Raw genomic sequence first — 13,594 nt, forward strand, 5'->3', positions numbered from 1 at the left:
TCTATCTCAACGTACGTCTATCATACATTATCGTTAAGGCCTTGGTAAGGTGCTAGTGAGTGGGCGGCTTTTTTGCTACAATGAGTCAACGAGAACATTAATGAGATCGGGGTCGAGTAAACGTGCATTCTGGAAATCAACAAACACCGCAACGAAAGAAATCAAAGATTCCCTTTCGCTTAAACTTTTTACTATTACTAGTTTTTTTGCTTTTTGCTGCCTTGATGGCGCAATTGGCTTATTTGCAGGTGGTTAACGGCGATATGTTCCAGGCCGAAGTGGAGCGGACCGATTCGAGCATCGTAACTAAAGAAGTCGCCCGGGGACAAGTTTACGACAGTAAAGGCCGCTTACTGGTAGGCAACGAACCGGAAAGTGCCATCACTTACACGAAGAATGCCTCGGTGACAGCGGCTCAGATTCGAGCAGTAGCCGATCGATTGGCCACATTGATTCAGATGCCGGACACTATTAAGCTCACCAAACGGGACGAAGTCGATTACTATTTGGCAAAGAAGGAAAATTTGGAAGCAGCTGGTAAAGCACTAACCAAGAGTCAAAAGTATAATGCAGCGGGTGATGAACGCAGCGGTACGGAGCAATATCAGTTCGAAGTGGCTAATACCATGGCTAAAGGTGTCACGTTATCTAAATCAGAGCAGGACGCCGCGCGAATATACGCCCGCATGGCTGGCGCTTACCAACTATCCACGGTGACCATTAAAAACAGCGGAGTGACCGCCACAGAAGTTGCCCAGGTATCAGAACATTTAACCGAGATCCCTGGGGTGAGTGTGGGTACCGATTGGGAACGGTCCTACCCGAATGGGAATTCAATGCGCAGCGTCATCGGGTCGGTTTCCTCGGAACAACAAGGCCTACCAGAAGATGAGTTGAATTCGTTATTGGCTCAAGGATATTCCCGCAATGATCGGGTGGGCACCAGTTATTTGGAGAAAGCTTACGAGGGGGTGCTCAAGGGCACTAAATCGCGAACGCAAGTGGACGTCCACGCCAATAATTCGGTTACGGATGAACAAACCATTTATGGCGGTAAAGCCGGTGACAATCTGAATCTCACCATAGATAGTGATTATCAAAAGATTGTAGAAAAAGTACTGAAGGAACAGTTTGATCGGGCTAAGAGCGCTGGCGATGCCCAGTATTCCGATGGGGCCTACGCAATTGCAATGAATCCGAAGACGGGGGCCATCTTGGCCATGGCCGGAGTGCAAAATGATCCCAAGACCAAGAAAGAATCAGACGACGCCTTGGGCACCATCAATCGTAACTTCGTCATGGGTTCTGCGGTCAAAGGGGCGACCGTATTAGGAGCGTTGATGGATGGAGTAATCACACCCAGCAGCAACACGCAGGTAGATGATCCCATTTATTTGCCCGCCACACCCGTGAAGAAATCTGTTTATCCGGCGGGCACCTATTCATCACTGAATGCTGTTCAAGCATTGGAAGTGTCTTCTAACATTTACATGATGAATTTAGCCCTCAAGGAAGGGAAGGCGCGGTACGTACCGCATCAACTCATTAATTTCGGAAATAACGTGTTTACGATTATGCGGTCTTACTTTTCGATGTTTGGCCTTGGCCCGAAAACCGGGATCGATTTACCCGGCGAAATTGGCTCCTATCTGGGTCCAACCCATAATGACGAAGGTCAGTTGAATTCAGGGAAAGCGCTGGACTTATCTTACGGGAACTATGATCAGTACACACTGGTCCAGATGGTCCAATACATTTCCACCATTGCCAACGGCGGGTATCGGATGAAGCCGTACATCGTTCAGTCCATTCAAGAAAATGGCACAGAAGGTACCAAGGGGGCGATCGTGGATTCTACTACACCGACCATCTTGAATCGGGTGCCGTTTACCCAGGATGAATTGAATGTCGTTAAACAAGGAATGTACAATGTTGTCCATGGTTCTATGGCTTGGGGTACGGCTCACCCGTTAAAGGATATTACGCCAGCGATGTCGGCGAAGACGGGGACTGCTCAATCATTCTATATCGATCCGGACCACCCCACCGCTAATCCGCCTGAGACGACTAACTCCAGCTTTGTCGGCTTTGCGCCGTCGAATGATCCGCAAATCGCCATTGCAATCGTGTTCCCTAATCTGGATGCGGACTCAGAGGGTAACTATAACCAACAAGTGGCTCGGACCATGATCGAGCAATACTACAAGTTGAACAATATTAAGTAGGTGAAGAGGTCATCACACTGAAGAAAAAAGATTTCCGCGCACTGCAAATCCCCAGAATGGCTGAGTTTGCCAAGACTGTCGCCTTTAAGGAAGAGTCCCAGCGGGTCCAACAAAAGCTCCTGGATTATCTTTCAACCACTGCCCCCCATGGCAGTGTTGGTTTAACCATGGCGGGCGGGATCGAAGTCGCCACGGCGCCAATCATTGAGACTTTGCTGGCAGCCAAACGAACGGTGCTTTTGCCGAAGACATTTGCCGATCGATCCATGCATTTTGTCGCGTATCACGGTGACACTAAAGAATTAGCGAAGACTGACTATGGTATCTTGGAACCTCTGGCTGATGCGTATGAGGTTCCCGACATCATTGTTGTCCCGGGAGTTGCGTTTGTTCGGGACAGTCATGCCCGGGTCGGTTTTGGGGCGGGCTATTATGACCGTTATTTGGCTGCCCATCCAGATCGTGCGACAGTGGCCATGGCCACCAGCGCGATGACCTTTGCGGCACCGCCTTGGCCGGTCCAGCCGCATGATATTCCTGTGCAGACACTTTTATTAGGGGAGGCGCCAAAAATTGGATAACACGCAATGGCGTTATTACATGACGCGGCTGAAACTGATGCCGTTTGTGACGTACATTTTACTCATTTTGACTGCCTTGATGTTTGTGGCGGAATCTCTCCTTGGGGGCAGTACCAATAGTGAAACGTTAGCCACAGTGGGGGCTAATTATGGTCCCTTTGTCGCCAATGGTGAGTGGTGGCGGCTGATTTCGGCGATGTTCATTCACATTGGTTTTCTGCACATCGCGACAAACGGTGTCATGATATACGCTGTGGGCACGCAGATTGAACAATTATTTGGTCACTGGCGCACCTTGGTGATTTATTTAGGCAGCGGCATCCTGGGCAATTTAACATCCTTTGCTTTGGGGCGCATGAATACACTCTCAGCAGGAGCCAGTACGGCTTTATTTGGTCTGTTCGGCGCCTTCTTAATGCTCGGGGTCAGTTACCGGCAAGAACCATATTTTCAGATGGCCGGACGGCAGTTTGCGACGTTGATTATTTTGAACTTAGTGATTGATATCGTCATGCCCCAGGTTGATATTTGGGGCCATATCGGCGGGGCCATCGGCGGCTACTTATTGGGTATGGGTTTGGCGTTGCCGGCGCGCTACGGTAAATTGCCGTGGTGGCAGCGAATATTAGGCATTGCTGTGACCGTCGTGGCCGCAGCGGTATTATATACCTTGGGGATGAGTCGTTATGGCGGCTAGCCCGCAATTACGGACACTTTATGATGTCCAACAGCTCTTGGAAAAGTACAACATTCTTGTTCATTTGGGAAAGCGGTTGTGGGACATTGAATTAATGACGATTGAGCTTGAACACGTATACACGGCTGGCTTAATTGATGTTAAGATATATATGAATGCCCGAGCCGTGCTTAATCGCGAGCGGGAGTACGAGTTGCGGACGCAAAAAGATAAGAGTAAATGGAGCGTAAATCATCATGGACGATAAGAAACTGATCGGTATTGACTTAGGTGGTACGACCACCAAGTTTGCTATTATTACACCTGCTGGGGAAGTTCAGCAGCGTTGGAGTATCGAAACGGATATTTTAGAAGATGGGCAACACATCATTCCCAATATCATCGACTCCATTAACCACCATTTGGATTTGTATCAAATGAAGTCAGAGCAATTTATTGGCATCGGTATGGGCTCACCCGGTTCTGTGGACTTGGCAGCTGGGACTGTCAGCGGTGCGTATAACTTGAATTGGGAAGGCACTGTTTATCCTAAGCGGGACATTGAAGCCGCCACGCATATTGATTTTAAGATCGACAATGATGCCAATGTGGCAGCGTTGGGCGAACGCTGGCAAGGCGCGGGCGATAACGATCCCGATGTGACTTTTGTGACACTTGGTACCGGTGTTGGCGGCGGTGTGATCGCAGATGGTCACTTATTGCATGGTGTCGCTGGTTCTGCCGGTGAATTGGGGCACATTACAGTGCAACCAGGCGGCTATCTATGTACTTGCGGTAAACGCGGCTGCTTGGAACAATATGCATCTGCGACAGGGGTCGTGCATATTGCCCGAGACATGGCAGAAGAATATTCCGGCGATGCGCAGCTAAAATTTATGGTGGATGACGGTCAAGACGTGAGTTCCAAGACAGTCTTTGATTTGGCTAAAGATAACGATCCGTTAGCTTCAAAAGTGGTTGATCGGGTTTGCTTCTATTTAGGGCTGGCGTTGGCTAATGTTGGCAATATGCTGAATCCGAAGTATATTGTTATTGGCGGTGGTGTGAGTGCGGCCGGTGATATTCTGTTAAACGGTGTGCAAAAATATTTTGAAGAAAACACCTTCCCGAATGTGCGCCATACAACTGCTTTACGCCTGGCAACACTAGGCAATGAGGCTGGGGTTATCGGCGCCGCCTCACTCGTATTGCAAGATCAACAGGAATAGAGGAATTTATCGTATGTATTTGGCAAGTGTCAACCCGGTTTTCTTAGTGATTAACATTGTTTTGATTATCATCATCATTTTAATGGTCGGCAGTCCCGTCTATTACTGGTTCCGTGGCCGTCAGATCAATGGCGCCATTGATGGTGAAACATTCGAAAAGGGCCGTACCCATGCTCAAATTATTGATTTACGGGAACGAAAGACTTTTGACAGCAAGCATATTCTTGGCGCACGTAATATTCCTTTCGCAGCGCTGAAACAGGATATGGGCAGTCTGCGGAAAGATTTACCCGTTTATTTGTATGAGGATGGCACTACACTGGCCATCAAGGCGGCTATGCAATTACGTAAAAAGGGCTTCAAGGATATTCATTGGCTCAAGGGCGGCATGAAGGACTGGAGCGGTAAAATTAAAGGCGCCAACGCATAAGCATTGGTACCACAAAAAAAGGACTGCCGGCAATTTGCTTAAGCAAATTGCAGGCAGTCCTTTTGTATTCAGTCAATTAAGTAAATTGGCGTTAACCCTGATGAGCTTGGTGAGCCTTCCGGTTAGCCCGTTTGCGGTTCTCTTCGATCCGGGATACTTCGTCTTCACTTGGTTCGACAACTTGCTTCTTAAATGCATAAACAGTACCAGCAACAGCTCCTGCGGTGGTTAATACACCGAATAAAAAGCCGCGACCAAACTTTGATTTTTTTGCCATAATGCATTCCTCCAATCTCTTCTGTCTACTCTATTATCACGTATTTGGCGGTCAAGTGCAAAGAATTTAGCGTTTTCTTCCCACCTTTCACGGGATTAACAGCTACGTTATAATCAATACCAGGTTTTGAAAGGCGGTATCAAGGAATATTGGAAAAAGTAATCATGGTCGTCGGTCCCACTGCAGTGGGGAAATCGGGTCTGGGGATTCAGTTGGCTCAAAAATTTCAAGGAGAAATTATTTCAGGCGATTCTATGCAGGTCTACCGTCATCTGGATATCGGCACGGCCAAAGTATTCCCTGCAGAAATGGCGGGGATTCCCCATCATCTGTTAAATATTCGCAATGTGGACGAATCGTTTTCAGCCTACGATTTTCAACAAGCCGCCACGCAATTAGTGGATGAAATCGCGGGGCGGGGTCATGTGCCAATTGTGGTCGGTGGTACGGGCTTTTATCTACGAATGTTTTGGCTGGGGTGGACACTTGGCCATGAACGGCACACGGATGATGAAGATACGGCTTTGGATGATGCTGCGGCATGGACCCAGCTGCATCAAAAAGACCCCGTCGCCGCTGCCAAGATCCCAGTGACGAATCGCCGTCGGGTTGACCGGGCACTGGCGGTCATTGCGGCGACCGGACATCTTTTTTCGGATCAAGGGGATACTTTACAACCCGCGATGGATGCGTTATTCATCGGCTTGCATACAGATCGACAGCAACTTTACACCCGCATCAATCAGCGGGTGACGCAAATGATAACGGCGGGGTTAGAAGGCGAAGCCCGCTGGCTTTATGCCCATGACGGTACCCAAGTGGCCGCTGGCAAAGGCATCGGTTATCGGGAATGGTGGCCTTATTTTGCCGGTGAACGGACCAAGGCAGAAGTGGTGGAGCGGATTCAGGCGGACTCCCGGCATTATGCCAAACGTCAGCTGACGTATTTTCGACATCAATTGCCGGTCCAGTGGTTTGATTTACTGAATGATCCGAATGCCGCCGCCAATATTGACCAGGCCGTCACAGATTTTCTTGCTAAATAGTGAAATTGGTCTGGACCATGTTAAGTATCTGGCGAAAAAGTGAGGTACCATGTCAGAAAACCTGACAATTGCCGTTGACACACCTTTTTTCAGCATTGTATAGTGGTCACTGTTGAAGGAGGTGAACTGGATGGCAGAGAATGAAGTACGGCGATCGACGCCTGTATTGTCGATTGGCACAGCAGAAACGATCACCGGATTAACAGCGCGACAGATCCGTTATTATGAATCCCAAGAGTTGTTGACGCCGCATCGCACCAAGGGTGGTCAGCGGCAGTACTCGATGAATGATATTGACGTATTGTTGGCCATCAAAGATGATTTAGAGGCCGGAGATAGTCTAGCCGAGGTAAAAGCCCGCCGCATGGCGGCCAAAAACGGTGGTGTGTCAGACGAAAAAGCCCGTGAACTATTACGCGATGAGATGTTCCGGACCGCCGGCTTCCTTCATGACACCCGGTTCCCCAGCACTAGAGAATAAAGAATGGAGTGGGTTTGATGGCGCGTCCAGAAATTACTGCGGATTCGATTCGGCAGGCCGTAAAAGATGAAAATGTTCAGTTCTTACGGTTAGTGTTCACGGATATTAACGGTATTATTAAAAATGTGGAAGTTCCCGTGGATCAATTGGAGAAGGTCTTGGCAAACAAGATTATGTTCGATGGTTCTTCCATTGACGGTTTTGTCCGGATTGAAGAAAGTGACATGCTGCTGTACCCTGATTTGAGTACTTGGTTAGTCTTCCCATGGGGTTCTGAACACGGGCGGGTTGCGCAGTTGATTTGCGACGTCCACAATCCAGACGGTACACCGTTTGCGGGCGACCCGCGAAACAATTTACGCCGGGTCTTGGCAGAAGCTAAGGAAGCTGGTTATACGACATTCAACATTGGCCCTGAACCAGAATTCTTCCTCTTCAAGTTGGACGAAGACGATCGCCCCACACTAGAATTGAATGACAAGGGCGGCTACTTTGACTTTGCACCAGTCGATCTCGGCGAAAACACACGGCGGGACATCGTTTTGGAATTAGAAAAGATGGGCTTCGAGGTTGAAGCCAGCCATCATGAAGTGGCGCCTGGTCAACATGAAATTGACTTCAAGTATGCGGAAGCCATTCATGCGGCTGATAACATTCAGACTTTCAAGCTGGTGGTCAAGACTATCGCCCGCCAGCACGGCCTGCATGCGACGTTTATGCCCAAGCCTTTAGCTGGCATCAACGGTAGTGGGATGCATATTAACATGTCCTTGTTCAAGGGCAGCGATAACGCTTTCTTTGACCCTGCTACGGATGATCAATTATCTGCAGAATCCCGTCATTTCTTAGCCGGTTTACTGACTCATGCACGGGCACTGACGGCCATCAACAATCCGACTGTCAATTCCTATAAGCGGTTGGTACCGGGATATGAAGCACCCACTTATGTGGCTTGGTCCGGCCGCAACCGCAGTCCGCTGATTCGGGTACCGCAATCTCGTGGTCTTTCTACTCGGTTGGAAATGCGGAGTGTTGATCCGACAGCCAATCCATACTTGGCGATTGCCGCCATTTTGGCTGCTGGCATGGATGGCTTGAACAACAAACTGACCCCGCCGGCGCCGGTTCACCGCAATATCTATAAGATGACGCCAGAAGAACTTAAGGCCAACCACATTACTGATTTACCGTCCACACTGCACAATGCACTGAAGGCATTGGCTGGTGATGAAGTGGTGATCGATGCCTTGGGTTCACACTTGTATCAAAGCTTTGTGGACTCCAAACGCATGGAATGGGATGGCTATCGTCAATCCGTGTCTAAGTGGGAAAGAGACCAATATTTAGAACTGTATTAATCAAATGATTTGATGTGTCGATTAGCGTATTGTCTTTTGAGTTCGCAATGAATAATAAAGACGATACGCTAATTGTCCATTACGGAGTGTTAGCGTTTCAATAACGAACATTACACTAAAATATAATGGTGAGTGTTGTTGTTTGCGGCCTTTCACCATGTTATGATAAGTGCATCAAGGGCGCAGGACCCAACGAGGAGGAAATTTTCTTGAAGCTCAGTAAGAGAATCGGTTTAATTGCATCCATCGCGGCAGTTGGTCTCACACTAGCCGCGTGTGGCAACAATAACAAGAATGCTGGTAGTGCCAAGACAACAAAGTATTCCGCAGCATTAGTGACTGATGGCGGCGGGGTGGACGATAAGTCATTCAACCAAAGCGGTTGGGAAGGCTTAGAAGCGTGGGGTAAAAAGAATGGTTTGAAGAAAGGCGTGGGCGGTTATAATTATGCCCAATCTAATTCTGATGCTGATTTCACCCCGAACATCAATAAATTGATTCAAGCTAAGTATCAAACAATTTTCGGGATCGGCTATAAGTTGGAAAGTGCGATCAAGAACGCCGCAAAGGCTAATCCAAAGACTAACTTTGTCATCATTGACGATGTGATTCCTGCTAAGAATGTGGCCTCAGTCACTTTCAAAGATAACGAAGGGGCTTTCTTGGCCGGGGTTGCCGCGGCTAAGACGACCAAGACAAAGAAGGTTGGTTTCATCGGTGGTGTGCATAGTGCAGTCATCGATCGTTTTGAAGCCGGCTTCCGTCAGGGTGTCGCTGCTGTGGACAAGAACATCAGCGTGGACGTGAAATACGCCAATGACTTCAGCAAACCCGATGTCGGACAGGCACTAGCCAACGCGATGTTCAACAACGATGAAGACGTCATTTATCAGGCCGCTGGCGGTACTGGTGCCGGAGTCTTCTCCGCTGCCAAGAACCAAATCAAGAAGAAGAAGGTTTGGGTCATCGGTGTCGACCAAGACCAAACGGCTGAAGGTCAATATAAGGGTGGTAACTTAACCTTGACCTCTACTGTTAAGGGTGTCGGTACGGCGATGGAAAAATTGGCAGACGATGCCAAAGACGGCAAATTCCCTGGCGGTAAAACCACGGTTTATGGCTTGAAAGAAAAAGGAGTTAGTTTGACCAAGGGCAATTTAAGTGCGGCCGCTTGGAAGAGCGTTCAAGACTATCAAAAGAAGATTATTGACGGTTCCTTGAAGGTTGCCGAAAAGCCGTCACAATTGAACAAGAAGTAATTGCCTACCTTATTAGGGGTTGGGACAAAATTCTTCCTGATGCGCTGTACCAAAGCTGCGCAATCTCCGGCTGAAATGGGTGGCGACGCGCAGCTAGTGCGTAGCCGCAGGCGAAGCTAGCTGTGACGGCGGTTTGAGTCCGCAAAGTGCGCGGTCTCAAACACGCCTAACCACATCCGCGCAAAGAGCGCGCGGTGTGGTTTCCACAGCTGAGCCCATTTCAGCCTCCGATTGCTCCGCATTGGCACTGTATCATCCGGGTTTAGAATTGTGTCCCAGCCCCTAATTTTTTCTATTTATTCAGAAAGGAGTCCATTTATGGCATTAACAGATATTGCCATTGAAGTGCGCGGCTTGACAAAGCGGTTTGGTGATTTTGTGGCCAATGATCACATTTCAATGCAAATCAAAAGTGGTACAGTTCATGGCCTGTTGGGCGAAAACGGCGCTGGTAAAACGACTATGATGAATATGCTCTCGGGTATCCTGCAGCCCACAAGCGGCGAAATATTAGTCCATGGTCAATCAGTCCATCTTGCTTCCGCCAAGGATGCGACCCAGTTAGGAATCGGTATGGTCCACCAGCACTTTATGTTGGTGGAAAACTTCACTGTACTGGAAAACATTATGCTCGGTGTTGAAGAAACTAAGGGGCCGGGTGTACTGAATCGTCACGACGCCCGGGACAAAATTATGGCGTTATCCAAACGATACGGTTTATCGATTGATCCCGATGCGCAAGTAGCGGATATTTCCGTGGGTATGCAGCAACGGGTCGAAATCTTGAAGGTCCTTTACCGGAATGCGGATATCCTGATCTTTGATGAACCAACCGCTGTGTTGACCCCCCAAGAGATCAAGGAATTACTGGCAATTTTTCGGCGGTTGGCCAATGAAGGCAAAGCAGTTGTTTTGATTTCCCATAAGTTAAAAGAACTGCAGGCTGTGGCGGATGTCACTACCATCATCCGGCGGGGAAAAGTGATCGATACTGTCGATACCAAGACCACTTCCACTGAAAAATTAGCCGAACTGATGGTAGGCCGGCACGTCACTTTTCAACGTGAGCGGGTACCGATGCCTGCTGGCCCAGAAATTCTCAAAATTACAGACCTGCGCGTGGTTGACAAGCAAAAAGTTACCCGAGTCCATGATTTTGATTTAACCATTCACGGTGGTGAAATTGTCGGGTTGGCCGGGATTGATGGTAATGGGCAAAGTGAACTAGTCCGGGCAATCACCGGGTTGATGCCAACTGCTGGCGGCCAGGTGACCATTGCTGGTCAGGATCGAACTGGTGCGACTCCGCGCCAAATCACTCGCTCAGGCGTGGGCCATATTCCGGAAGACCGGCAGCGTTATGGATTGATTTTGCCGATGAGTTTGGTCGACAATATGTCTTTGCAGGTTTATACCCTGGCGCCTTATTCGCACCATGGCGTGTTAAATCCGAAAGCAATGATTGCTAATACGGAAAACTTACTCAGTGAATACGATGTTCGGCATAGTAATATTGAAGAACCCGCCGGCTCTTTATCCGGTGGTAATCAGCAAAAACTAATCATTGCCCGTGAATTGAGCCGGGAACCGCAGCTTTTGATTGCGGTCAATCCCACCCGGGGGCTGGACGTCGGCGCCATTGAATTCATTCATCAACAGTTACTGGCGGCCCGCGCCGCTGGCCACGCCATTTTGCTGATTTCGTATGAGCTGGATGAAATTCGGCAGTTGGCCGATCGTGTCGCCGTCATCCACGACGGCACCATCGTTGGTCAGGCGGAAACAAACGCCTTATCGGAAAGTGAGATTGGTTTGCTGATGGCCGGCGAAACAGTTTCCGGGAAGGAGGAAATGCTCAATGCGCATTAAGAATTTGCGGTTCGGCAATTTATGGATTTCCGTGACCTCAGTCATCTTGGGAATGCTGGTCGGCGCGATCATTATGTTATTATCGGGTTTCAATCCGATTGAAAACTATGTCAGCTTATTCACGGGGGCGGTCGGCAGTCCCAATGCCATCGGTGAAGTTTTGCGAGAGGCGACGCCTTTGATTTTAACCGGACTGGGTTTTGCCGTGGCTAACTCAGCAGGATTCTTCAACATTGGTTTGGCAGGGCAGGCACTGGCCGGTTGGTTAGCGTCCGTGACCTTCGCCCTGGCATTTCCTCACGCACCTGGATTCATTCTATTACCCGGTGCTATTTTGGCCGGTGCGATTGCTGGTGCACTCTGGTCCGGCATTGCCGGTTTTTTACGGGCGTACTTCGGCGCCAGTGAAGTCATCACCACCATTATGTTGAACTATGTTGCGTTATATGCCACCAACGCGATTGTGAAGGGTTTCTTAGCCAAGGGTGACGGGGATTATTCGCCAACGATTCCCGTTCAAGCACGATTACGCACCCCGTTTCTGGAACATTTAACCCAAAACTCGACTTTCCACTGGGGCATTCTCGTCTCGTTAGCCGCAGTAGTCGTCGTTTGGTGGTTGATGAAGAAAACGACTCTCGGATTTGAAATTCGCGCGGTGGGAATGAATGAGGATGCCTCTCGCTACGCGGGCATGTCCACGAAAAGGACGATTATCTCCGCCATGTTGATTTCTGGCTGTTTGGCCGGATTAGGCGGTGCGATGGAGGGGTTGGGCAACTTTCAAAACATTATTGTAAATACCGCCCTACCCAGCATCGGTTTTGACGGTATGTCCGTCTCGCTGCTGGCTACCGGTTCGCCGGTGGGGATTGTTTTAGCCGCATTACTGTTCGGAATGCTTAAAATTGGTGGCTTGAATATTTCCATCGCGTCCACAACCCCGCCGGAAATCGTTGATATTGTGATTGCTGCGGTCATCTTCTTTGTCGGGGCTAATTACTTGATTCGTTATCTCAGTGTCAAGCTGCGCAGACATCCGCGGCAGCCAGAAGCGGTGGCCAGTGACACGCAACCGGAGGCGGCGGTTGCCGAAAGAGCAGCCCAAGCCGAAGAGGAAGGGGAGGACACCAAATGAACATCACGACATTACTGCTGACGGTAGTTTCCACAACGCTGGTGTATTCCGCACCAATGATTTTTACCGCTCTTGGCGGTACATTCTCCGAACGCAGCGGGATCGTCAACGTCGGGTTAGAAGGAATCATGGTGATGGGAGCTTTCTCCAGCGTTGTGTTCAATCTCTTCACAGCGGACATATTTGGTGCCGCTACCCCGTGGTTTGGTTTGCTGGCTGGCGGTCTCGTGGGTGTTCTTTTCTCACTCATGCACGCCGTGGCCACGATCAACTGGCGGACCGACCATATTATTTCTGGGACCGTCTTGAACTTGATGGCCCCGGCATTAGGGGTTTATCTGACAAAACTGATTTTTGCAGGTAAAGGGCAAACGGATATTATTAAACAACCATTAGCCAACGTCACGATCCCCGGTTTGTCAGATATTCCGTTTATTGGACCGATTTTCTTCCGCAATACGTCACTGGTGGCCTATCTGGGAGTCTTCGTCGCAATCTTTGCTTGGTGGGTGCTAAAGTATACCCGGTTTGGGCTGCGGTTGCGGTCCGTGGGTGAACACCCGGAAGCGGCGGATTCTGTTGGTATTTCGGTGTACAAATATCGGTACATGGGGGTCATGCTATCCGGCTTACTGGGCGGAATTGGCGGGGCTATCATGGCGGAAAGTATCACTTTGAATTTCTCCGTATCGACAATTGTCGGCCAAGGGTTTATGTCGTTGGCGGCGATGATTTTTGGTAAATGGAATCCGATCGGTGCGATGGGGGCGGCTATCTTCTTCGGCTTTGCCCAATCTTTGGCGATTATTGGTAAATATATTCCAGTGATTGCCAACATTCCCAATGTGTGGTTCACATTGGCGCCATATTTGATCACTATTATTGTGCTGGTGGCCTTTATTGGTAAGTCACAAGCGCCAGCTGCGGATGGGTCGACTTTCGTTAAATCAAGGTAAACTTGTATCGGGGTATATTAAAAGGGACTGGATTCAAAAACTTTAATCCAGTCCCTTTTTGGTATTTAA

General features: G+C 49.1%; 14 protein-coding genes. 13 read left to right on the plus strand and 1 reads right to left on the minus strand.

What is annotated here, in order from left to right; translation table 11 throughout:
- The first annotated feature begins 122 nt into the window (after positions 1-122).
- From FD09_RS07015 to FD09_RS07040, 6 genes are read left to right on the plus strand one after another with little or no spacing between them, the layout of a single operon-like run.
- A complete protein-coding gene (locus FD09_RS07015) occupies positions 123-2,225 on the plus strand; it encodes a peptidoglycan D,D-transpeptidase FtsI family protein (RefSeq protein ID WP_057819745.1) in 2,103 nt (700 codons plus the stop codon).
- Between the two features lie 17 nt (positions 2,226-2,242).
- Entirely contained in the window at positions 2,243-2,806 is a 564-nt protein-coding gene (locus tag FD09_RS07020) for a 5-formyltetrahydrofolate cyclo-ligase (protein ID WP_268873286.1), read from the plus strand.
- Positions 2,799-3,503, plus strand: coding sequence for a rhomboid family intramembrane serine protease (locus tag FD09_RS07025; RefSeq protein ID WP_235812229.1), 705 nt, complete (start codon positions 2,799-2,801; stop codon positions 3,501-3,503). The genes FD09_RS07020 and FD09_RS07025 overlap by 8 nt, the downstream gene beginning before the upstream one ends.
- Entirely contained in the window at positions 3,493-3,750 is a 258-nt protein-coding gene (locus FD09_RS07030) for a YqgQ family protein (RefSeq protein ID WP_057819749.1), read from the plus strand. The genes FD09_RS07025 and FD09_RS07030 overlap by 11 nt, the downstream gene beginning before the upstream one ends.
- Positions 3,740-4,711 (plus strand): ROK family glucokinase, encoded by a 972-nt coding sequence (locus FD09_RS07035; RefSeq protein WP_057819751.1) that lies wholly within the window; start codon positions 3,740-3,742, stop codon positions 4,709-4,711. The genes FD09_RS07030 and FD09_RS07035 overlap by 11 nt, the downstream gene beginning before the upstream one ends.
- Before the next feature lie 13 nt (positions 4,712-4,724).
- Entirely contained in the window at positions 4,725-5,141 is a 417-nt protein-coding gene (locus FD09_RS07040; protein ID WP_057819753.1) for a rhodanese-like domain-containing protein, read from the plus strand.
- Positions 5,142-5,232: 91 nt separating this feature from the next.
- Here FD09_RS07040 and FD09_RS07045 read toward each other — a convergent pair whose 3' ends face one another.
- Positions 5,233-5,418, minus strand: coding sequence for a DUF3042 family protein (locus tag FD09_RS07045; protein WP_057819755.1), 186 nt, complete (start codon positions 5,416-5,418; stop codon positions 5,233-5,235).
- 149 nt (positions 5,419-5,567) lie between these two features.
- On the opposite strand from FD09_RS07045, the gene miaA reads away from it, so the two are divergent.
- The 7 genes from miaA to FD09_RS07080 all read left to right on the plus strand — a co-directional run bounded on the left by miaA (position 5,568) and on the right by FD09_RS07080 (position 13,525).
- Entirely contained in the window at positions 5,568-6,464 is an 897-nt protein-coding gene (gene miaA, locus FD09_RS07050; protein WP_057819757.1) for a tRNA (adenosine(37)-N6)-dimethylallyltransferase MiaA, read from the plus strand.
- A 130-nt stretch (positions 6,465-6,594) separates the two neighbouring features.
- Entirely contained in the window at positions 6,595-6,945 is a 351-nt protein-coding gene (locus tag FD09_RS07055; protein ID WP_057819759.1) for a MerR family transcriptional regulator, read from the plus strand.
- 17 nt (positions 6,946-6,962) lie between these two features.
- Entirely contained in the window at positions 6,963-8,303 is a 1,341-nt protein-coding gene (gene glnA / locus FD09_RS07060; RefSeq protein WP_057819761.1) for a type I glutamate--ammonia ligase, read from the plus strand.
- Between the two features lie 209 nt (positions 8,304-8,512).
- A complete protein-coding gene (locus FD09_RS07065) occupies positions 8,513-9,562 on the plus strand; it encodes a BMP family lipoprotein (protein WP_057819763.1) in 1,050 nt (349 codons plus the stop codon).
- A 318-nt stretch (positions 9,563-9,880) separates the two neighbouring features.
- Positions 9,881-11,431 carry an ABC transporter ATP-binding protein gene (locus FD09_RS07070; protein WP_057819765.1) on the plus strand — a complete coding sequence of 517 codons (1,551 nt, stop codon included), beginning with the start codon at positions 9,881-9,883 and terminating at the stop codon, positions 11,429-11,431.
- Positions 11,421-12,569 (plus strand): ABC transporter permease, encoded by a 1,149-nt coding sequence (locus tag FD09_RS07075; protein ID WP_083487638.1) that lies wholly within the window; start codon positions 11,421-11,423, stop codon positions 12,567-12,569. The genes FD09_RS07070 and FD09_RS07075 overlap by 11 nt, the downstream gene beginning before the upstream one ends.
- Positions 12,566-13,525: an ABC transporter permease gene (locus FD09_RS07080; RefSeq protein WP_057819767.1), complete on the plus strand. Its 960-nt coding sequence runs from the start codon at positions 12,566-12,568 to the stop codon at positions 13,523-13,525. The genes FD09_RS07075 and FD09_RS07080 overlap by 4 nt, the downstream gene beginning before the upstream one ends.
- Positions 13,526-13,594 lie beyond the last annotated feature (69 nt).

Source organism: Schleiferilactobacillus perolens DSM 12744 (assembly GCF_001435585.1).
In the GTDB taxonomy this organism is placed as follows: Bacteria; Bacillota; Bacilli; order Lactobacillales; family Lactobacillaceae; genus Schleiferilactobacillus; species Schleiferilactobacillus perolens.